Genomic DNA, 21,522 nt, shown 5'->3' with positions numbered 1-21,522 from the left:
TCGTCACGGTTACACTAGTTTATCTTAAATGACTATTCATAATAATCCCTTCTAAGTAAAAAGTAATATTAGGAGGGATTATTATGGATAAGGAAAAATATTATGTAAGTCTGGGAACACAGGAAATCTCACGTTTAAAAGCCCAAAATAACGAGGATTTTGTGATTTATGCGACACCCGAAGAGGTTGGAGAACTGAGAGAATTATTCAATGAAATGTATGGTGCGGATATAGGTGCTTTTATAAGAGCCCATATTCCATTTCGGGAATACCACCACGACGATGATAATGATACTTATGATGATGGATTAATTAATGTTCTTCAAATGCTATATCGTTTAGGTGATGATCAAACAAGAGAACATATTGCCTCCATGCAAATGCTTGAAAATCCCGAGGATTAAAGGGTAATCGAGGCTGGGACAAAACAAAGACAATCAACTCTAAAGAAAACAATGAACGATTTTAGCGCAGAAAAATATACGTATACTCCTTATAAAACCGTTCGTTGTAAAGTATTGAAAGCTTTTCCTTTCCTGTGGGAGTAAGGCATAGGTGGAATCGTTCAATGTGAAAGCACGAGTATATTCACCAGCCACCCGCGGATTCTGGAGCGGGTTTATGCAGCATCCATCATTTCGATATTGTTTGGATTTTTTCTTTAATAAAAACCATTTGTCCCTCCCAGCCTCATTTTTTTACTCTAAATCCTTTGCATTCTTTTTAATGTGTTCAGGTATTTTGATATTTTCGATTTCATTAAATTGGCTATAATTTGCTTCAATCAGTGTGTTCGTTGTTGTTTCACCATCTTGATTATTCGAAGTATTCATAGACATAGAATATTTTTGTGGATAATAGGTTTCTTTATCGACTTCAAAATGAATTTTTACATCATCAATAGTGAAATCCTGCAACTGTTCTTCGCTTATGTCATTTTCGGGGAACTTATTTTGTTTAAGCTTCTCCAGGACATAATTTTTCATTTTATCACCTGAAGCAACGATAGAAAATGCATAATTATCTTTCTTTTCCTCCATTTCCAAGTCATTTATAAACTCCTCCAGCTGGGAAAGCTGCTTATTAGGTGACGCTTGAGCTTGTGTTAATTGATTCATTTGGTCAATGACTTCCTGTGGAGCTTTCATCCAATCATCTTCTTCAGATGGTTTTACATAGAATTGATCGTTTACATAGTAGACCTTTGTTTTTTGCCCCATCATATCCATTTCCTGATATAAAGCTTCAGGCTTTACTTGTATTTTGGCCATACCTGTCATGTTCATAGGCATCGGTTTATTCATATCAGCAAGCTGTATCTCCTGTTGAATGTCCATATTCACCTGAAAACTTTGCAAGTCTTTACTTTCCTTTAATGCTTGTTGAAAAACCTTTTTTGGACTTTCCTGTGCAGTTCCACACCCCGTAAGGAACAATACAAGTAGTAATAGGATATATATAAGCTTTCTTAACAACACAAAATTTCCTCCTTATCAAGAAAAAATATTTTCATTTTTATGAAAGATTTGGACAAAAAGTTTATATACATAGAATGAAAGGTATATAAATAACAGGGAGGTATTATCTTGGATTTTTTAAAGGTTAAATCAATGTTATTCATAGTAAGCTTTATGCCTATAATTAGCTTATCCAATAATGAAGACAGTATTTTACACGAAATGCAAACGGGTATACAGCCGGTTGAACAAACCTCTTCGTCTGTAGTCAATGAGGAGAAACAAGTGAATAAGGACTTAACGCACGATAAAATTGTGCAATTAACCGATAAATTTATGGAAAAACTCATCCAGGATACCGATGATCATTACAGAGTTCAATCTTACAATACAAAAGAGGCACTGGTTCAGGAGTTTAAAGATATAGCCAGCAAATCACTTGCAAAAAAATATGTAGATTTATATTATAAAGAGCAGAATCAACAATTATATATTATTCCAACAGAAACCCCAGCCTGGTTTGTACCTGATCAATCTTATGAAAAACATGTAGAAGATGGACATGCCACCATTATTCAGTCTAATAGCAGTGATCTTTATGGGAATTATAAAATAAAGATGGAATTTATTTATAAAGAGCAAAAAGGATGGATGATTCATAAGGTATATTATCCAAACAGAAAATTTTAGTCGTTAATAAAGGTAGTGAAATAAACCATGATTACTTTCAAGGATTATTATCAAAATAGTGTAAAGCTTTCTTTCACAAAGAATCCTTTTTCAAAGCAACCGAAGCATGTATGGGTCATTACAAAATATCAACACCAATGGCTGCTAACTAAACACAAAGATCGTGGTTTAGAGTTCCCTGGTGGAAAAGTAGAAGAGGGCGAGAGAGCTGATGAAGCAGCTAAACGAGAGGTTTTGGAAGAAACCGGTGGAATGATATCAAGGCTTGAATATATTGGTCAATATTTTGTTGACGGAAAAGGTGGGGAAGTCATCAAAAATGTTTATTATGCTGAAGTAGATCAGTTAATAAAACAGAATACCTACTTCGAGACGGATGGCCCCGTGCTTTTGGATGCTCTTCCAGGGGATATTCATAAAAGTCCATTGTTTAGTTTTATGATGAAGGATGCGGTTTTACCCCAAAGCTTAAAAGTTATTAAAAAAATAGAGGCAAATTCCTTAAGGTGATCATTCTTATCAGAAAGATTGACTCACCTTAAGGAATAGCCTCTTTTTTATGACTTATGATTGATTAATTTATTCTCAATAGCCTCTACAATTTTATACATAACCGCTGCAAAAATCGCAATCACGATTAAGCTTAGTAGCACAAGGTTAAAATCAAATACCTGGAATCCATAAACAATCATATAGCCTAAGCCTCGTTCTGACACTAAAAATTCCCCGACAATAACGCCTACCCAGGATAAACCTACATTTACTTTAAGTGTAGAAATCATTGTTGGAATGGAAGATGGTAAAATGGCTTCTTTAAAAATTTGTGTTCGAGTAGCCTGGAAGCTTTGAAGCACTTTGATATAGTTTTCATCTACTTCACGAAAGGCTGAATATATATGAATAGTTGTAATTATAACAGATACAAGAATTCCCATAGCGATAATAGATGTGTAACCAGGTCCCAATGCGACGATTAAAATTGGACCTAATGCTACTTTTGGCATGGCGTTTAGTACAACTAAATAAGGATCCAGGATTTTAGATAGAATGGAGGACCACCACAGAATGGTTGCAATGATAATTCCTAGCAGGGTTCCTAATATAAAGCCGGCGATGGTTTCTAAACCGGTAATTTGTAAATGCATCAATAAAGAGCCATCATTGATCTTTTCTATAAACAAGTTCCATACTCTTGTAGGTGAACTGAAAATGAGTGGATCAATCCAGTGGAGTCTGCTTGCTACCTCCCAAAAAATAAAAAAGGCAATGAAAATCAATCCCTGCCACGATAAGACGAAGCGTTTTTCCTTCCGTTTTTTCTGACGGTATTGTTCGTATAAAAGGTGATCTTCTCTATTACTCAAGGCTCTCCAGCTCCTTCCATACGGTTTGGAAAAACTCGGAGTATACTGGACTCTGTCTCGAATCAAAAGGGCTTAATTCTACAATCTCTTCAGGTACATCAAAAACGTTTGCAATCCGACCGGGATTTGAGTTCAATAAAACAATGCTTTCACTCATAGCAATGGCTTCGCCGATATCGTGAGTGACAAGGATGGAAGTCATTTGATATTTCTTTAAAATATTTAAGACGAGATTTTCCAGCTTTAATTTCGTTTGATAATCAAGAGCTGAAAAGGGCTCATCAAGTAATAGTAATTTTGGATCAGTAATTAAAGTTCTGGCTAACGCTACACGCTGCCTCATTCCCCCTGATAATTGATCAGGATAGGATTCTTTGGTTTGGCCAATTCCGATTTCATTTAATAATTCTTTAGCTTTTTGTCTAATTTCATTGGTGATATTTTTCTGAATATGGGGGCCAATCAGCACGTTTTCCATAATGTTTTTCCAAGGAAATAAATAATCCTGCTGCAGCATATAACCTATCGATGAATTTTGGCGCTCAAGTGGTTTTTGTTCTAAAAAAACGTTTCCTTGAGTGGGGTTAATCAACCCTGCAATAATGGAAAGCAGGGTTGTTTTTCCACATCCACTTGGGCCAATAATCGAAACAAAGCTTCCTTTTTTGACATCTAACGAAATATCTTCTAGTGCTTTTGTAAAGTTCTTTTCTGTAAAATATAAATGAGAGACCTTTTCTACCGTCAAATATCCCAATGATTTTCACCTCTACTCATTTATAATGTTTTCAGCAATTTCGGTATTCACGAGTGTCTCATGCTTTACATCCTCAGGCAGTTCTCCAGCTTCATCCATGATATCTTTTAAGTTGTTCCATTCTTCCTCATCCAGAACTGGATCAAGAGCGTAGGCTTCTGAATTTTTGTACCGTTCAACGGACTCGTCAATAATGTCTAATTCAATGTCTTCAAAGTAAGGTTGAATAATTTCTGCTACTTCTTTACCTTTATGAGATTCCACCCATTGTTGTGCTTTGTAAATCGCTCTTGTGAATTTTTCCGCTGTCTCAGAATTGTCTTCTAAAAATGATTGTTTTGCCATAAATACGGTATAAGGAACTTTTCCAGATGCTTCACCAAAGGAAGCAAGTACGTGTCCTACCCCTTGTTTTTCAAATTTACTTGCTGTTGGTTCAAATAGTTGGACGTACTCATAATCTCCTGTTTGAAAGGCGCTTGGGATATTACCAAAATCAATATTTTGAGAAAGGTTTAAATCCTGGTGAGGATCAATACCATTTTGTTTTAACACGTATTCCCCTACCATTTGTGGCATTCCACCTTTACGTTGACCCAGAAAGTTGCTTTCTTTTAAATCATTCCAGGAGAAATTATCGTGAGCCTTTTTGGATACCAAAAAAGTACCATCTTTTTGGGTTAATTGAGCAAAATTAATAACAGGATCGTTTGCTCCTTGTGAATGTACATAAATGGAAGTCTCAGAGCCAACCAGGGCTATATCGGAACTGTCAGATACAAGTGAGGTCATCGTCTTATCGCCACCCCATGTCGTGGTTAAATCAACCTCTAAACCTTCTTCTTCAAAATAACCATTTTCAAGGGCCACATATAGGGGGGCATAAAAAATACTTCTTGTTACCTCAGCAAGTTTAATGGATGTTTTTTCGTTTGAGCTGCTATTGGAACAGGCTCCAAGAATTAATACCATCAGTATGGTACATACAACCGCCATAAAGCTTCGTGCACTTTTCATGTATATAATCCTCCTTGTTGTTTAAGTAAATCTAGAGGTATTCTATGCGAACGCCCAATTTTGCGTGACAGGGCCACTGTATGCTTCTTGTGTGGATGAAGGAAAAAGTATGGATGGGCAAAAAAAAACTGCCTGCAAATGTTCATGCAGACAGCCTCAAATATCTATATTAAGGATATGAGAGAAACGATTTTAGCGCGGGGTATAAATAGGTCCCGCATTTTTAATGTCATCAGTTATATGATCAAATTTCCTGAAGTTTTCATGGAATTTTTCAGCTAATTCTTCAGCCTTTTGATCATACTTCTCAGGATCATTCCACGTCTTCTTCGGAATAAGAACCTGACTTGGAACACCTGGACAATGTGTTGGGATTTCCAAACCAAAGAAGTCATCTCTGGTCGTTTCCACTTGATTTAATTCTTCATTAAGTGCTGCATGGACCATTGCTCTGGTATAGGATAGTTCGATTCGTCCTCCCACACCATAAGGCCCTCCAGTCCAGCCTGTGTTCACTAAATAAACATGAGCTGAAAATTCATCAATTTTATCACCCAGCATTTTAGCATAGGTAATAGCTGGTAAAGGTAAAAAGGGAGCACCAAAACAAGTTGAAAATGTAGCTTCCGGAGATGTTACCCCTCTTTCTGTACCAGCAAGTTTACTCGTATATCCACTCAAAAAATGATACATGGCCTGCTCTTTCGATAATTTACTAATTGGTGGAAGGACACCAAAAGCATCTGCTGTTAAAAAAATGATGGTATTTGGATGTCCGGCAATACTTGGTTTAACGATATTATGAATGTATTCGATCGGATAAGCTGCACGTGTATTTTCGGTGAGGGCAGTGTTATGATAATCAGGTAATCGTGAATTTGAATCGACCTTCACATTTTCCAGGACAGAACCGAAGCGGATGGCATTAAAAATTTGTGGTTCTTTTTCAGCTGACAGATTGATGCACTTAGCATAACAGCCACCCTCAATATTAAAAACTCCATTATTGGACCAGGCGTGCTCGTCATCTCCAATTAATTTTCGCTCAGAATCTGCAGAAAGGGTCGTTTTTCCGGTACCTGATAAGCCGAAAAATAAAGCGACGTCACCTTCCTGGCCGACATTTGCCGAACAATGCATAGACAGTATATTTTGATTAGGAAGTAAAAAATTCATCACAGAGAAAATCGATTTTTTGATTTCTCCTGCATATTCAGTTCCGCCAATGAGCACGATTTTATGCTTAAAGGAAATCATTACAAAGCATTCAGAATGAGTCTTGTCGATTTCAGGATTTGCCTTAAAACCTGGAGCAGAAATGACTGTAAACTCAGACTGATGATTTTCAAGTTCATCTTCAGTTGGCTTAATAAATAATTGTCTGGCAAAAAGATTATGCCAGGCAAGCTCGGTTACTACTTCAATAGGTAAACGGTAATGAACGTCAGCACCTGCAAATCCTTTAAATGAAAAGAGTTCATTCTGTTCTTTCAAGTAATCAAGTACTTTATGGTAAAGGTTGAAGAAGACATCTTCAGAAATAGGTTGATTAACTGCTCCCCATTCCACTTTGTCTTCACTGATCGAATCATTTACGATAAATTTATCTTTAGGAGAACGTCCGGTATATTTGCCGGTTGTTGCTCGTACGGCACCAGTTGACGTGAGAATGCCTTCTTTACGACTCAAAACTTTTTCAACTAAATCTGCTGTGGATAAATTGCTGTGCATCGAGTTCACCACATTACCCAGCCTTGTTCTAACAATCTTTTGACCCACTTTGTTCATTGCACGTTTCCCCTTTTTCATACTATTTTAAGTGATTTCTGTCATATTATTTTTAATTAGTATAACATATTCGTATTAATCGTCCATACTATTTGTGCAAAAAAGTTAAATTATTATTTTATTTATTGACTATGAGAAAGCTTATTGTTGATTCTCTATCAAGTCGATTGGAGCGGTATACAGGAGACTACTAAGGTGTATGCCGAGGAGGCTCTCGGACCGCTCGTCGAAAGCGAGCGAACTGGAAGAGGAAATCAACATCTATGTTTAACAGAGCCGATTTATTAAGAATTATATGGATTAGTGTCAGAATAGTTGACATTCTTATTCCTTAGCGATATGATAATTCGGGAATAGCGTCTAATGTCTTGGAATGGCCAAGTTTTTTGATGCTTATAAGGAGGAAATATAAATGGCTGTGAAACGCCGGCTTTTTACATCGGAATCGGTCACGGAAGGGCATCCTGATAAGATTTGTGACCAAATATCTGATGCGATTTTAGATGAAATTATAAAAGATGATCCGAATGCACGGGTAGCTTGTGAAACAACCGTGACGACGGGTCTTGTTCTAGTTTCAGGAGAGATTTCTACTACGACATATGTGGATATACCTGCTATCGTTCGCAAGACGATTAAAAATATTGGTTACACGCGCGCTAAATATGGATTTGATGCGGAGACATGTGCGGTCCTGACTGCCATAGATGAACAGTCTCCAGACATTGCTCAAGGTGTTAACGAAGCACTTGAAGCAAGAGAGGGTAATATGTCAGATGAGGAAATTGAAGCGATTGGTGCAGGTGATCAGGGATTAATGTTTGGTTATGCATCAAATGAAACATCGGAATTAATGCCGTTACCTATTTTCTTGGCACATAAGCTATCAAAACGACTAGCAGATGTAAGGAAAAACGAAGTTGTTGATTATCTTCGTCCTGATGGGAAGACCCAGGTAACGATAGAATATGATGAAAATAATCACCCCCTTCGTGTAGATGCTATTGTCATATCTACCCAGCATCATCAGGATATCCCGCTGGAACAAATCAATCAGGACATTAAACAGCACGTGATAAATGAAGTTGTTCCAAGTGACTTACTTGATGAGCAGACCAAATATTTCATTAACCCAACAGGTCGTTTTGTCATTGGTGGACCTCAAGGGGACGCAGGACTTACCGGAAGAAAAATTATTGTTGATACGTATGGTGGATATGCACGACATGGTGGTGGTGCATTTAGCGGTAAGGATCCAACAAAAGTGGACCGGTCAGCTGCCTATGCAGCAAGATATGTAGCTAAAAATATTGTGGCTGCAGGGTTAGCGGATACATGCGAGGTTCAATTAGCCTATGCTATTGGCGTAGCTCAGCCTGTTTCGATTTCAGTTCATACATTTGGAACAGGTAGGGTGAGTGAGGAAGAAATGGTCCGCGCCATTCGAAAAACCTTTGATTTAAGACCTGCAGGAATTATTAAAATGCTCGATTTAAGAAGACCTATTTACAAAGATACAGCTGCATACGGACATTTTGGTCGTACAGATAGAGATTTTCCGTGGGAACGAACTGACAAAGTGGAAGGATTAAAACAACATCTTAGTGTTTAATGGAAAAAATACCAAACCCTTGATATACAATCAAGGGTTTTATTAACGTATATATATCATACAGCAATACATAATTGGTGTGATATACTAAAAAAATAGAGGGTAAGATATACGAAAGAGAGGACAAACATCATGTGTGGTTTTATTGGAATGATTCGACACAAATCAGAAGAATTAAACGACCAGGAAATAAACCGATTTCAACAGCAAAACAACATTATTACCCATCGTGGACCTGATGATGAAGGGTATTTCCATGATGAACATATTTCGTTAGGCTTTAGGAGATTAAGCATTATCGATATAGATAGTGGTAAGCAGCCTTTTAGTTATGAAGATGATCAATATTGGATGGTCTTTAACGGTGAAATTTATAACTATTTAGAGTTAAAAGGTGAATTACAAAAAGAGGGATATAAATTTAAAACCGAATCAGATACAGAAGTAATTTTAGCCATGTTTCATAAGTATGGAGAGAAGTCCTTTGAACAATTACGGGGGATGTTCTCCATTTTAATCTGGGATAAGACAGAGCAGACCTTAGTCGGTGCCAGAGATCCATTTGGAATTAAACCATTATTTTATTATGAAAGTGGGAGTCGAACCTTCTTCAGTTCTGAGAAAAAAAGTCTGTCTATGATTTTGAATGAAGAAAAGGTGGATTTAGAAGCTTTACAGCATTACTTAAGTTTTCAATATGTACCTGAGCCTTTAACGTTAACAGAGGGCATCAAAAAAGTAGAACCAGGCCATTACTTTATTCAAAAGCCTGGAGAAAGTCCGCAGTTTCATCGTTACTTCCACGTTCAATTCAAGCCGTTATTAATGGATAAAAAGGATTGGAAAAAGCGAATCCAGGATGTCCTATACGATTCTGTAAACGTCCATATGCGAAGTGATGTTCCAGTTGGCTCATTTTTGTCAGGTGGAATTGATTCTTCGATTATTGTCGCATTAGCAAGAGAAATCAATCCAGACATTAAAACCTTTTCTGTTGGTTTTGAGCGCAATGGGTATTCAGAGGTGGATGTGGCCAAGGAAACAGCTGATAAGCTTGGCGTCGAGAATATTTCATACACCATAACACCTGAAGAATACATGAAAAGGCTCCCAAAGATTATGTGGCATATGGATGATCCATTGGCAGATCCAGCATGTGTTCCGCTTTATTTTGTAGCCCGGGAGGCAAGTAAATATGTAACGGTTGTATTATCAGGGGAAGGATCTGATGAGCTATTCGGAGGGTATAACATTTACCGGGAGCCTGAATCGTTAAAGATTTTTAATTCTATTCCTGCACCGGCAAAAGATTTGTTGAATAGAGTAGCCAAAACCCTTCCGGAAGGTGTAAAAGGAAAAAGCTTCTTAGAACGAGGAACTACACCTTTAAGTGACCGTTATATTGGTAATGCCAAAATGTTTGGTGAAAAGGAGAAACAACAATTATTAGCCCATTACAATTCAGCTTATCCATACAAGCAAATTACGAACCCGCTGTATAAGCAAGTAGATAAAGAACCATTTGTCAATCAGATGCAATATATTGATATTCATACTTGGCTTCGCGGTGATATTTTATTAAAAGCAGACCGGGTAACGATGGCTCATTCCTTAGAACTGCGTGTGCCATTTTTGGATAAAGAGGTCATGAAAGTAGCAGGGGATATTCCAGTTGACTATAAAATAGGTAACGGGACAACAAAATCCATTTTAAGGGAGGCTGTCCAAGGGATAGTTCCTGACCACGTATTAGATCGTAAAAAATTGGGATTCCCTGTACCGATTCGTCATTGGTTAAAAGATGAGATGTATGAGTGGGCCAAAACCCTTATTCAGGAGAGCCAAACAGATCATTTCATTCATAAAAAGGTTGTTCTGGATCTTCTTGAAAAGCATCGTGAAGGTAAAGGGGACTATTCCAGAAAAATTTGGACCGTTCTTATGTTTATGCTGTGGCATCAAATTTATGTAGAAGGTAAGTATTCTTTTGCGGACTTACAAAAGGAAGATTTAACTCAAAGCAAACTTGCCGTTTCATAAAAAGTTGGAAAGCTGAAGATCCAAGAGGTTCTTCAGCTTTTTACATTATATTTCCTGTTTTTCTTCAAGGCTTTTAATTGTTATAGCCTGACTTCCCATTTGCTCCCATGCCTCTATAAAATCCTCAAAGGGTGCTTTTTCCTGTTTTCCTAAAGGATCATTGAAGTAAATATAATCCTTATCATAACCGGTTACTAAAACCGAATGCTCATTCATTGTAATTTCAATAGGTCCTTCTGTAGTATACCAGGTTTGAAAAGATGACTTTGGCAGCTTCTCATATTCGGCATTAATAATCACCAATACAGGTTGTTCCTGATTTAGGGCTTGGAGTACACGATAGAAAGATTGCCCACTTAAATCTGCTACTCTTTCTTTTTTCATGTACTGCTCTGCCAATTTTGTCAGTGGTTCGTGGTAAACTCCGTATCCTGGTTCTGAAAAGCTGTACATATCCCCGACAAAACCTTTATGCGGATTGCCAAAATAGGTTTTGTCATCCTTTACTTTATAAGGAGATGAATCTTTTTTTACTTCTTCTGCCAGGGTCATCTTATCAACATCAATATCATGATATTGCAAAAGCATCGTTAAGGAGGTTACTTCACACCCGCGAGGCAGCTCTGGTAACTGTAAGATATGCGGAGCTTTTAAATGCATGGATGATTTTATTTCCACCTCCTCCATTAAAGGGGAGAATGAGATATCTTCATCTGCTGAAACAGGAATCGCATTTACCTTGTCTGTTTGTGTTTGTTCCTGGCTTTTTATGAGATTTTCTACCACAGGTAGCCATGTTTGCTTATACTGGAAGGTGGTTACCATAACAAGTAGAAAAGCTGTTAACAGGAATAACTGACTATATATAGTGATTGTTTTTTTAAAGGCTGGAATGGATTTTTTGGTCTTCCATAAAAGAATACTCATAAATAAACAAAAAAGAACCAAAAAAATCATAAAAAGGAACCATCCTCTCCCCCTTATTTTATGGAAGGTTTTACAGCATACGTGATGAATCTCCTTCTAATTGAGTGAAAAAAAACCAGTTTATTTTCGCTCTTGTAAGGATTTGTAATACTGTCCTTTCTCTATATAGGACTGACGAACTCGATTCATCTCTTTTCTATCTTTATCGGTTATTTCGCGTATAACTTTAGCCGGGCTGCCAAAAGCCATTGTATGAGGAGGGATTTTTTTACCAGGGGTCACCAGGCTCCCAGCTCCAATAAATGCTCCTTCTCCAATTTCGGCTCCATCTAAAATTTTGGCACCCATTCCAATAAGAGCATTTTTCCGTACAATAGCTGAATGAAGAAGAACCTGGTGTCCAACCGTAACACCATCCTCCAGGATAAGTGGAAGATCAGGACTTTGATGCATCATACATTGGTCCTGAACATTGACATTTTGACCGATTTTTACAGCAGAAACGTCACCACGAATAACGGTTTTGAACCAGATACTTGCATAGTTTTCAATGGTTACGTCTCCAGTAATGACAGCATCATCTGCTATAAAAGCACTTGGGTCAATTTTAGGTTTCAATCCTTTGTATTCATCAATCATTTGGATAATCCCCCTTGTGAAAAGTATGTTAGTATAAGTATATCAAATGAACAGGAGGCATTGTTCTTGAAGAGATTTCAAGAATTAAGTAAAGGGACCATTGTTCTTGTGCATGGTGCGTTTGAACATGCTGGACGTTATGGATGGCTTGCTGATAAATGGGAGGAAGCAGGGTTTAATGTCATTTGCAAAGATTTGCCTGGTCAAGGGAAGACAATTGGAATAAAAGGCCATATTGATTCATTTGATGAATATATAGAAGCAATTTCTAACTGGTTAATCGAGGCGAAAGCTTTTCAAAAACCCGTATTTTTGTTAGGACATAGTATGGGAGGGCTTGCGGTTATTCGAATGCTGGAAGAAAAAAGGCCGGATGTTAAAGGAGTGATTTTATCTTCTCCTGGCCTTGGATTAGCATCACGACCGCCCAGATGGATTTTGTTTTTTACCAGGATGTTAGAAAAGAAAGTACCTGAATTTCAGGTAAAGCTTACTCTTCATCCCTTTATGTCTACTAGAAATACTCATTACCATCAACGAAACAAAGAGGATCCATTATTTTTGAAGAAGGTATCTATCCGCTGGTATCATGAGTTTGAAAGAGCAATAAGCCAGGCTTTTCAAAAAATCAACCGGTATCCTGAAATCCCGACCTTAATTATGCAGGCAGGTAAGGATTTAATCATACAAGCACAGGAAGTTCAGCAATGGTTCAAACAATTACCGATACAAAATAAAATGTATAAGCAGTGGAATGGCTTATTTCATGAAATTTTTAATGAACCTGAAAGAGACGAAGTTTTTCAGTATGCAAAAGCGTTTATAAACGAAAAGATTGAATAGGACAATGGAGGATGAGTTTTGAAAGAACATATACCAAGAAAGCCAATACCATTAATGGTAACCGTATACCGAAAAATATTTCCTGATGTAAATAAAGAATTAAACGGATGGAAGAAAAGAGCCGAACAAATTCCTGATGAGGAGCTTCGGACACAGGCCCTGGCAAGCATTGAGTCTAAAACGTTTCACTGTGAGGGCGGCGGAATTTATGCTTTATTAGCTAAAGAAAAGCGTCTTGAGGCCATTCGATTTATCGTCGCTTATCAAACTATTAGTGATTATTTAGATAATTTATGTGATCGCAGCACCTCACTCGATCCACAGGATTTTGAATGGCTTCATCAGTCGATGCTTGATGCGTTAACTCCTGGTGAGCCAGTAAAGAACTATTATGCTTATCGACAGGAACAAAATGATGACGGTTATTTACAACAATTAGTCCGAACCTGTCAACAAATGGTTGATAAAATAGACCGGTATAAGAATCTAAGACCTTATCTCATTCAATTAGCTTCTTTATACCGTGATTTACAGGTACATAAACATGTGAAGCAGGAAGAGCGTATTAGTCGTTTAACGAATTGGTTTCATTCCTATCAGGAACAGTGCCCTGATTTAAGATGGTATGAATTCTCAGCCTGCACAGGATCGACTCTAGGTGTATTTTGTCTGGTTTCCTACGGATTGAATGGGAAGTCATCATCTGAGCTGGCAAAGGTCATTTATCAGGGGTATTTTCCTTATTTACAAGGCCTTCACATTATGCTGGATTATTACATTGATCAGAAAGAGGACGCCAATGAGGGGGATCTTAATTTTTGCAGCTTTTATTCAAATGCGGAGGAATTAGAAAATCGATTCCTGTACATTTATAAACAGACTGGTAAACATATACATTCAATCCCGAACAGGTCCTTTCATCAAATGGTCCAAAAAGGCTTGGTAGGCCTGTATTTAGCTGACCAAAAAGTAAAACAAGTAAAGAATGGGAATGAGTTTGTAAAAAAACTTTTAAATGCTGCAGGGTCTAAGGCGAAATTCTTTTATGTCAATACCAAGCTCTATCATAAAGTTAAGCCCGCTTTGTTACGAAAATAACATTAGCGGGCTTTTCTTTTCTCAATCGCAAGAAGGAAAGGGGGATGATTTTGCTGATTCATAAAGCGATATTCCAGGACACTAAAACGCTTTTGGTCCAAGTTCTTGACCATTTGCAGCAATTCCTCTTTCTCCTTTTCTCCTCCTTCATGTCCATAGTAAACGACTAACACAATTAATTTTTCTTCTTTTAAATGGGGTAAGAGTTGCTGAATAGCAGCTATAGTGGATTCAGGCTTTGTAATAATGGATTTATTACTTCCGGGTAAATAACCCAAATTAAATACAGCACCGTCAATATTTCCATACATCTTCCCGTGCAAGTATTTTTCCAACTGACTATGACTATCTTTAATCAATGATACGTTGTTCATGTTGTGTTTCCTTAGAAGTTCGCGGGTGTTTTCAATAGCCTTCTCCTGAATGTCAAAGGACAAAACATGACCTGTATCTCCAACAAGCTTAGCCAGCATTAGTGTATCATTACCATTACCTGCAGTTGCATCAATGACAAAATCCCCTGGTTTAACGGTTTGTTGCAGTAATTCATGAGAATAAGTTAATACTCGTTTTAACATATTGTGAACTCCATTCCTTCATTTTGGGTTTATAAAAAGCCTAATTTTACCTTCATTAATAAAAGTTTAGCATTCTTAAGAGAAAAGAAAAAATCGGATTTATATTCCCCCGTATAGATTAAAAGGATTGGTTAACATTAAAAATGAGGTGATGCTTATGGCAACTCGCGACTCCATGGAACGACTGATCACAGAAATAAAAGAAAAAATTGATACAGCAAAGAAAGAACTGGATGAGACCAACAGGAATGGGTATGATGTAGATTATGATTACACGAATGCCCAAACGGATTTAGAACAAGCGGAAGCTGAGATTGAGCAAATGAAGTTAAGTGCCAATCATCAACAAAGAGAACAGTTGCACAGGTTACACCTCCAAGTTTCCCAAGTATTAAATGATATGTATTTAGATGAAGTCGACCTTAATGAGTATAGCTAAGAATATCGCTCGGAAGCGCAAAAAAGCGCTTCCGGTTTTTTTAGTTGCAGTTATTTCTCTTCTTTACACCACGTTTGTTTTAGTGTACTATTTAACTAGTACACTACACAAGGGGAGTTGAAAATGAACGGTCAAGCTTTTTTAGGCGCCTGGAAAAAAGAATGGAAGATGATGAAGAATTCTTTCACCTTTATACTGGTTATCAGTTTATTTTTGGTAATCGGTTTATTTGGTTTAACAACTGAGCTGGAGTCAGGATTTACTTATCTAGGTGTTGGTGTATTTCTATTTCCGGTTTATGTTTTACTAAGTTTGAACACTGAAGCACTGCAAATGGACGCGTTTCTACATATAAATCAATCTCTTCATAATGTTTTACTTGCTAAATTTTTAAATGGTTTTCTACTGGCGATGTCTTTTGCCGGTTTAATAGGTACCGTTGTTCTCATTATGAATCAAATCGAAAATCGAATTCCTTTAGGGGAATTACTCGTGAATATGATTTTGCTCGTTGTAAATATCAGCTTACTCACCATCTTCCCAACAATCATTCTTTTGTTTTTATGGAGTCTTTACCACGTGTTTCGAAAGTTTCATGTTGTAATTGGAATTATTGGGATTATCGGTTTTCTGTATATCTTGAATAAATTATTTGCCATACTGCAAGACACAAAAGTTTATAATACTCTTTCAGATTGGGGAGTTGTAACATGGGAGACAACTTTTCCTGTTATCGATTCAGGGGGTCCTTCATCCTTGTTTATGACAGCTAATGGTAATATTCAGTTTCAAATAGGCAGTCTTCTTCTCTATGCTGTATTCACCTTGCTGTTTTATCTATTATCCATTTACCTCCTACAACGTAAAGTGGAGGTGTAGCAGTGGGTATTGATTTTAAACCAGATAAACCCATTTATCAGCAAATCATGGATCTCATTTCAAGTGAGATTATTAGGGGAAAAAGATGCCCCGGTGATCGATTGACCTCCGTACGTGACTATGCAGTGGAAATAGGGGTTAATGCGAATACCATTCAACGGGTTTACCAGGAATTAGAGCGGATAGGCATTGTGGAAAGTAGACGAGGGCAGGGGACATTTATTACAGAAAATCACAATCGGCTGCATCAGTTAAGGGAAGAGATGAAACAGCAATATATTCAATCGTTTGTTTCTGATATGCAAAGTTTAGGGTTTTCCTTACGTGAAATGATTGAAGGAATACATCAATATACTAAGAAGGGTGATGACGATGATCAAGCTTGAAGAGGTTCATAAAAAATATTGGGTATATCCAGCGATAAAAGATATCACTCTTTCACTGGAAATCGGAAGGATTTTTGGTATTATAGGGGAAAACGGAAGCGGAAAATCGACGTTATTACGATTGATGGCAGGTCTTCTTAAGCCTACAAAAGGGGTTATAACTATCAATGGGGAAGTGGCATCAAGACAAACTAGAAAACATGTAGCTTATTTATCTGATCAGGACTACTATTTTCCTTATTTTACAATCGAAGAGCTGATACAGTATTATCATAGTCAATTTTCTGATTTTGACAGCATAAAAGCTAAAAGTATAATTGACTTTTTAAGTCTTGAACCAACTGCCAAAATTGGTCACTTATCAAAAGGAAATCGAGGTCGTGTGAAAATGGTCATGACTCTATCGCGTAATGCCCCTTTTTTAATCCTTGATGAACCTTTTAGCGGACTGGATCCAATGGTTCGTAAATCAATTTTACAGGGGCTCATTCAATTTGTTGATTTGTCGAGACAATCAGTTATCCTAACTACACATGAGTTAAAAGAAGTGGAGTCTGTCCTGGATGTGGCCATAGTGTTAAAGGAAGGAAAACTGATGGGGAGAAAGCCTGTAGAACAAATCAGAGAAGAACAAAAAATGAGTATTCTAGAATGGATGGAAAACCTATATCAAGAAGAGAGGGAGAGTATGAAGGCTTAATGCTTTTGCCTAAATATTTGCCGATTCTTGACAATTGTTATCTCCTTCATTACAATATTCATACATATAGGAAACCACGTAAAATGACGATGAGAAGGAATAGTAATGAGCCATCAAGAAAGTCAGAGAGGTAGCGGCTGGTGCGAGCTATCCTTGATGTTCATGAACTCGCCCTTACAGTTGCAGATATGAACGAAAGTAGTATCTGACGTTAGGCTTGCGTTAAGAGCTCTAAGGTGAACACAAATGGTGTTAATTTGGGTGGTACCGCGGGAATACAACTCTCGTCCCATGTTTGACTGGGATGGGGGTTTTTTATATTCATAAAGAAATACATAAAGGAAAAGGAAAACTAGTTAGGAGGAAAGGGTATGGCATTTGATCACAGAAAGATTGAAAAAAAGTGGCAAACCTACTGGGAAGAAAATAAAACCTTTAAAACCAATACCGAAAGTGAAAAAGAAAAGTTCTATGCCATGGATATGTTTCCTTATCCATCTGGCGCAGGTCTTCATGTAGGTCATCCTGAAGGGTATACAGCAACTGATATTTTATCCCGAATGAAGCGGATGCAAGGATATGAAGTACTGCATCCGATGGGGTGGGATGCGTTTGGTCTTCCAGCCGAGCAATATGCACTGGATACTGGAAACGACCCGAAAGAATTTACAGAACATAATATTGAAACCTTTAAAAGACAAATTAAATCTTTAGGTTTTTCGTATGATTGGGACAGGGAAATTAATACAACAGACCCTGACTATTATAAATGGACCCAATGGATTTTTCTAAAGCTATATGAAAAAGGACTGGCGTATATTGATGAAGTGCCAGTTAACTGGTGTCCAGCACTTGGAACAGTTCTCGCCAATGAAGAAGTTATTGATGGTAAAAGTGAACGGGGCGGACATCCTGTTGTTCGTAAACCAATGAAGCAGTGGATGCTAAAAATTACCGAGTATGCTGACCGTCTGCTTGAAGACTTAGAAGAACTCGATTGGCCAGAAAGCATTAAAGATATGCAGCGTAATTGGATTGGAAGATCAGAAGGTGCACAAATTACTTTTCAAATAAAAGATTCTGAAGAAACATTCGAGGCCTTCACAACGAGACCAGATACGTTGTTTGGTGCAACTTATGCTGTGTTTGCACCGGAGCACCCACTAGTTGAAAAAATTGTAACGAAAGAACAAAAGGAAGCTGTAGAAGCTTATTTAAAAGAAATTGAAACGAAGAGTGACCTGGAACGAACGGATTTAGCAAAGGATAAAACCGGTGTTTTTACAGGTGCTTACGCTGTCAATCCAATAAACCATGAACAGATGCCAATTTGGATTGCCGATTATGTATTAATGTCCTATGGTACAGGTGCCATTATGGCAGTACCTGCACATGATGAACGAGACTATGAATTTGCCAGAAAATTTGACTTGCCGATTAAAGAAGTGGTAGAAGGCGGAAACATTGAAAAAGAAGCTTATACAGAAGATGGGAAACATATAAATTCAGATTTCTTAAACGGTTTAGATAAGGAAGAAGCTATTAATAAAGCCATTGATTGGCTTGTTGACAAGGGTTACGGCGAAAGAAAAATTACCTATCGTCTTCGGGACTGGCTATTTAGCCGTCAGCGTTACTGGGGTGAACCCATTCCCATTATCCATTGGGAAGATGGTACGCTTGAGCCTTGGCCTGAGGAAAAATTACCGCTTGAGCTACCTGCAGCAGATGAAATTAAACCATCAGGAACAGGTGAGTCACCACTAGCCAATATAAAAGACTGGGTAGTGGTTACAGATGGAAAAACGGGTAAGAAAGGCTATCTAGAAACAAATACAATGCCGCAGTGGGCTGGAAGCTGCTGGTATTACTTGCGCTATATTGATCCAGACAATAGTGAGAAGCTTGCTGATCCTGAAAAACTGAAGAAATGGCTGCCTGTTGATATTTATATAGGTGGCGCTGAGCATGCGGTTCTACACCTTCTATATGCAAGATTTTGGCACAAGGTATTGTATGATATTGGAGTTGTTCCCACGAAAGAACCATTCCAGAAGCTGTTTAACCAGGGAATGATTCTAGGTGAAAACCATGAAAAAATGAGTAAATCAAAGGGGAATGTGGTGAACCCTGATGATATTGTAAACACTCATGGTGCAGACACCCTTCGTCTCTATGAAATGTTCATGGGACCACTCGATGCTGATGTAGCCTGGAGTACGAATGGTTTAGAGGGTTCCCGCCGGTTCCTTGATCGTGTATGGCGTTTGTTTGTTGATGATAACGGCCAACTTGATAACAAAGTTAAAGATGAATCAAATGATGAAATGAACCGCGTCTATCACGAAACGGTGAAAAAGGTCACTGAAAACTTTGAAGAGCTGCGTTTTAACACGGGTATTTCACAAATGATGGTGTTTGTGAATGATTGCTATAAAACCTCACACATACCAAAAGAATTTGCTGAAGGATTTGTGAAACTGTTATCACCAGTAGCACCACACATCTCCGAAGAATTATGGTCCATCTTAGGCCATGAAAACACAATTAGTTATGAACCATGGCCAGAATATGATGAAAGTCAGCTTGTGGAAAATGAAATTGAAATCCCTGTTCAAGTGATGGGAAAAGTTAGAGCCAAAATGATGATTCCGAAAGATTCTTCCAAAGAAGATATGGAAAAGTTAGCCCTAGAAAATGAACGAATTCAAGAATGGATAGAAGGAAAAACCATCCGTAAAGTTATTGCTGTACCTGGGAAACTTGTTAACATTGTCGCGAACTAAACATTTAAAGAAGAGATAGACTGTTTCTTCTATCTTTTTCGTTAAAACAAGTTCATTGGATTAAAACAAGGAGGGTGAATACAATGGCTGATGAAATTAAAGAAATATCACCAGAAGAAGTAGAGGAAAGTCTGGAAAGAAACAAATATACCATTATAGATGTAAGAGAACAGGAAGAAGTTCAGCAGGGTATGATTAAAGGTGCCAGGCACATTCCCTTACAACAAATTCCTGAATCCCTTGATCAATTAGAAAAAAATGAAGAATATGTTTTAGTATGCAGATCAGGCAGAAGGAGTTATAATGCCTCCCAATACTTACAAGAACAAGGCTATAATGTCCGAAACATGGTTGGTGGCATGCTAAATTGGAAAGGTGAAGTTACATTTTAAAAATCATTAATCCTCAGATATTGTACTCTGGGGATTTTTTAATGTTATAGGATATAATATTTTTGAATCTCTATACATAAACATTCAGGAATACCCGCGTTAAGCTAAATTGTGCGGCGACAAGCCATACTTCTTTCCCCTCTGTCAACATCTACTTGATTCCGTTGATGACTAAACGGAAGTCTTTCGCCTTTGTTTTTGTGATGACTATTAATAACGAAGGATAAGAATAATTACAGCTGAATATTTTAATCTAATAAAGAGGAGGAAAACTCACCAGCAGGTTCGATGAGCCATACGTTACCAACATCGTACAACAGCACTTCTTGTGAAGCGATGGAAAGTGAAGTGTTATCTATCTGTAGCAAGGAGAAAAACGTTGCGAAAATAACCTGTTTTATAAAGATATAGTGGTAAAAATTGGACACTTGTAAAGTGTTGTTCAAGAAGGATGAACATGATATATTATTATCTGTCCTTGAAAAAGAATTAAAAACAGTGAAGCTCATTCAAAGATTTTTCACCATAAGATTTTCGTATGTAATAATTTATAATTAGCCATAGTAAGATTAAACCAACTTATAAATCGTACATTAGTTAAGGATTTGCAAAAAAGCACTTGATTTTCTAATATTTTTCATGTTATATTTATAGTTACTGTTGATTACACAGCAGATAATTTAAAAATGTTATAACAAAAAGCTATTGAAATGGATTGCTATACATGTTATATTAATTCTTGTCGCTTGAAACGGCGCATAAAACAATATTAAAAAGTTATTGACATCCAGTTGGTAACTTGATATAATATTTAAGTCGCTTTGAGAGTGACGGACTTCGAACCTTGAAAACTGAACAAAACAACCAGTACGTCAATTCGCTATTTTGATAGCATTGATGAATGAGCAACAGGAAAACTTTTATTGGAGAGTTTGATCCTGGCTCAGGACGAACGCTGGCGGCGTGCCTAATACATGCAAGTCGAGCGCGGGAAGCAGGCTGATCCCTTCGGGGTGAAGACTGTGGAACGAGCGGCGGACGGGTGAGTAACACGTGGGCAACCTGCCTGTAAGTCGGGGATAACTCCGGGAAACCGGAGCTAATACCGGATGACACTTCAGACCGCATGG

The 21,522-nt window shown here is 37.6% G+C and carries 21 protein-coding genes, 1 rRNA gene and 1 other annotated feature; of the genes, 14 read left to right on the top strand and 8 right to left on the bottom strand.

Going from position 1 to position 21,522, the window contains the following annotated elements:
• Window positions 1-83 precede the first annotated feature (83 nt).
• Window positions 84-404 carry a hydrolase gene (locus BMX63_RS00110; protein WP_093130741.1) on the top strand — a complete coding sequence of 107 codons (321 nt, stop codon included), beginning with the start codon at window positions 84-86 and terminating at the stop codon, window positions 402-404.
• A 294-nt stretch (window positions 405-698) separates the two neighbouring features.
• On the opposite strand, the gene BMX63_RS00105 is transcribed toward BMX63_RS00110, so the two are convergent.
• Window positions 699-1,478 carry a DUF6612 family protein gene (locus BMX63_RS00105; RefSeq protein ID WP_093130739.1) on the bottom strand — a complete coding sequence of 260 codons (780 nt, stop codon included), beginning with the start codon at window positions 1,476-1,478 and terminating at the stop codon, window positions 699-701.
• 108 nt (window positions 1,479-1,586) lie between these two features.
• Here BMX63_RS00105 and BMX63_RS00100 point away from each other — a divergent pair, with 108 nt between their 5' ends.
• Both BMX63_RS00100 and ytkD read left to right on the top strand, forming a co-directional pair.
• Window positions 1,587-2,147 carry a hypothetical protein gene (locus tag BMX63_RS00100; protein WP_093130737.1) on the top strand — a complete coding sequence of 187 codons (561 nt, stop codon included), beginning with the start codon at window positions 1,587-1,589 and terminating at the stop codon, window positions 2,145-2,147.
• A gap of 27 nt (window positions 2,148-2,174) precedes the next feature.
• On the top strand, window positions 2,175-2,657 hold the full coding sequence (ytkD, locus tag BMX63_RS00095) for an RNA deprotection pyrophosphohydrolase (RefSeq protein WP_093130735.1): 483 nt from the start codon (window positions 2,175-2,177) through the stop codon (window positions 2,655-2,657).
• A gap of 47 nt (window positions 2,658-2,704) precedes the next feature.
• On the opposite strand, the gene BMX63_RS00090 is transcribed toward ytkD, so the two are convergent.
• The 4 genes from BMX63_RS00090 to pckA all read right to left on the bottom strand — a co-directional run bounded on the left by BMX63_RS00090 (window position 2,705) and on the right by pckA (window position 7,073).
• A complete protein-coding gene (locus BMX63_RS00090) occupies window positions 2,705-3,511 on the bottom strand; it encodes an ABC transporter permease (protein ID WP_093130733.1) in 807 nt (268 codons plus the stop codon).
• Window positions 3,504-4,268: an ABC transporter ATP-binding protein gene (locus BMX63_RS00085; RefSeq protein ID WP_093130731.1), complete on the bottom strand. Its 765-nt coding sequence runs from the start codon at window positions 4,266-4,268 to the stop codon at window positions 3,504-3,506. Before BMX63_RS00085 ends, BMX63_RS00090 begins: the two co-directional genes overlap by 8 nt.
• Window positions 4,269-4,280: 12 nt before the next feature.
• Window positions 4,281-5,285, bottom strand: coding sequence for an ABC transporter substrate-binding protein (locus BMX63_RS00080; RefSeq protein ID WP_093130729.1), 1,005 nt, complete (start codon window positions 5,283-5,285; stop codon window positions 4,281-4,283).
• 192 nt (window positions 5,286-5,477) lie between these two features.
• Entirely contained in the window at window positions 5,478-7,073 is a 1,596-nt protein-coding gene (pckA, locus tag BMX63_RS00075; protein WP_093130727.1) for a phosphoenolpyruvate carboxykinase (ATP), read from the bottom strand.
• Window positions 7,074-7,485: 412 nt separating this feature from the next.
• On the opposite strand from pckA, the gene metK reads away from it, so the two are divergent.
• Both metK and asnB read left to right on the top strand, forming a co-directional pair.
• Window positions 7,486-8,685 (top strand): methionine adenosyltransferase, encoded by a 1,200-nt coding sequence (metK, locus tag BMX63_RS00070; protein ID WP_093130725.1) that lies wholly within the window; start codon window positions 7,486-7,488, stop codon window positions 8,683-8,685.
• A 132-nt stretch (window positions 8,686-8,817) separates the two neighbouring features.
• On the top strand, window positions 8,818-10,725 hold the full coding sequence (gene asnB / locus BMX63_RS00065) for an asparagine synthase (glutamine-hydrolyzing) (protein ID WP_093130723.1): 1,908 nt from the start codon (window positions 8,818-8,820) through the stop codon (window positions 10,723-10,725).
• Window positions 10,726-10,770: 45 nt separating this feature from the next.
• Here the strand turns inward: asnB and BMX63_RS00060 are convergent, their stop codons facing one another.
• Window positions 10,771-11,682 (bottom strand): C39 family peptidase, encoded by a 912-nt coding sequence (locus tag BMX63_RS00060; protein ID WP_093130721.1) that lies wholly within the window; start codon window positions 11,680-11,682, stop codon window positions 10,771-10,773.
• Window positions 11,683-11,772: 90 nt separating this feature from the next.
• Window positions 11,773-12,291, bottom strand: coding sequence for a gamma carbonic anhydrase (locus tag BMX63_RS00055; RefSeq protein ID WP_093130719.1), 519 nt, complete (start codon window positions 12,289-12,291; stop codon window positions 11,773-11,775).
• 66 nt (window positions 12,292-12,357) lie between these two features.
• Here BMX63_RS00055 and BMX63_RS00050 point away from each other — a divergent pair, with 66 nt between their 5' ends.
• Both BMX63_RS00050 and BMX63_RS00045 read left to right on the top strand, forming a co-directional pair.
• The gene (locus tag BMX63_RS00050; RefSeq protein WP_245732654.1) at window positions 12,358-13,134 is read left to right on the top strand and encodes an alpha/beta hydrolase; all 777 of its coding nucleotides are present in this window, start codon (window positions 12,358-12,360) and stop codon (window positions 13,132-13,134) included.
• An 18-nt stretch (window positions 13,135-13,152) separates the two neighbouring features.
• Window positions 13,153-14,232 (top strand): tetraprenyl-beta-curcumene synthase family protein, encoded by a 1,080-nt coding sequence (locus BMX63_RS00045; RefSeq protein WP_425441434.1) that lies wholly within the window; start codon window positions 13,153-13,155, stop codon window positions 14,230-14,232.
• A gap of 2 nt (window positions 14,233-14,234) precedes the next feature.
• Here BMX63_RS00045 and mnmM read toward each other — a convergent pair whose 3' ends face one another.
• Window positions 14,235-14,810 (bottom strand): tRNA 5-(aminomethyl)-2-thiouridylate-methyltransferase MnmM, encoded by a 576-nt coding sequence (mnmM, locus tag BMX63_RS00040; RefSeq protein WP_093130715.1) that lies wholly within the window; start codon window positions 14,808-14,810, stop codon window positions 14,235-14,237.
• Window positions 14,811-14,967: 157 nt separating this feature from the next.
• On the opposite strand from mnmM, the gene BMX63_RS00035 reads away from it, so the two are divergent.
• From BMX63_RS00035 to BMX63_RS00005, 7 genes are all read left to right on the top strand, one after another.
• Window positions 14,968-15,249, top strand: coding sequence for a DUF2524 family protein (locus tag BMX63_RS00035; RefSeq protein ID WP_093130713.1), 282 nt, complete (start codon window positions 14,968-14,970; stop codon window positions 15,247-15,249).
• Window positions 15,250-15,372: 123 nt separating this feature from the next.
• The gene (locus tag BMX63_RS00030) at window positions 15,373-16,128 is read left to right on the top strand and encodes a hypothetical protein (protein WP_093130711.1); all 756 of its coding nucleotides are present in this window, start codon (window positions 15,373-15,375) and stop codon (window positions 16,126-16,128) included.
• A 2-nt stretch (window positions 16,129-16,130) separates the two neighbouring features.
• Entirely contained in the window at window positions 16,131-16,514 is a 384-nt protein-coding gene (locus tag BMX63_RS00025; RefSeq protein ID WP_093130709.1) for a GntR family transcriptional regulator, read from the top strand.
• Complete coding sequence (locus tag BMX63_RS00020) at window positions 16,495-17,214, top strand: ABC transporter ATP-binding protein (protein ID WP_342730630.1); 720 nt, start codon at window positions 16,495-16,497, stop codon at window positions 17,212-17,214. Before BMX63_RS00025 ends, BMX63_RS00020 begins: the two co-directional genes overlap by 20 nt.
• An 80-nt stretch (window positions 17,215-17,294) precedes the next feature.
• Window positions 17,295-17,509: a binding site (T-box leader), on the top strand.
• Between the two features lie 76 nt (window positions 17,510-17,585).
• Window positions 17,586-20,000 (top strand): leucine--tRNA ligase, encoded by a 2,415-nt coding sequence (gene leuS, locus BMX63_RS00015; protein WP_093130705.1) that lies wholly within the window; start codon window positions 17,586-17,588, stop codon window positions 19,998-20,000.
• Between the two features lie 83 nt (window positions 20,001-20,083).
• The gene (locus BMX63_RS00010; RefSeq protein WP_093130701.1) at window positions 20,084-20,392 is read left to right on the top strand and encodes a rhodanese-like domain-containing protein; all 309 of its coding nucleotides are present in this window, start codon (window positions 20,084-20,086) and stop codon (window positions 20,390-20,392) included.
• A 920-nt stretch (window positions 20,393-21,312) separates the two neighbouring features.
• Window positions 21,313-21,522 (top strand): 16S ribosomal RNA (locus BMX63_RS00005); the annotation flags it as partial.

Origin of the sequence: Salinibacillus kushneri, assembly GCF_900111405.1 — a bacterium.
In the GTDB taxonomy this organism is placed as follows: domain Bacteria; phylum Bacillota; class Bacilli; order Bacillales; family Alkalibacillaceae; genus Salinibacillus; species Salinibacillus kushneri.
This window is presented reverse-complemented; position numbering and strand designations above follow the sequence as displayed.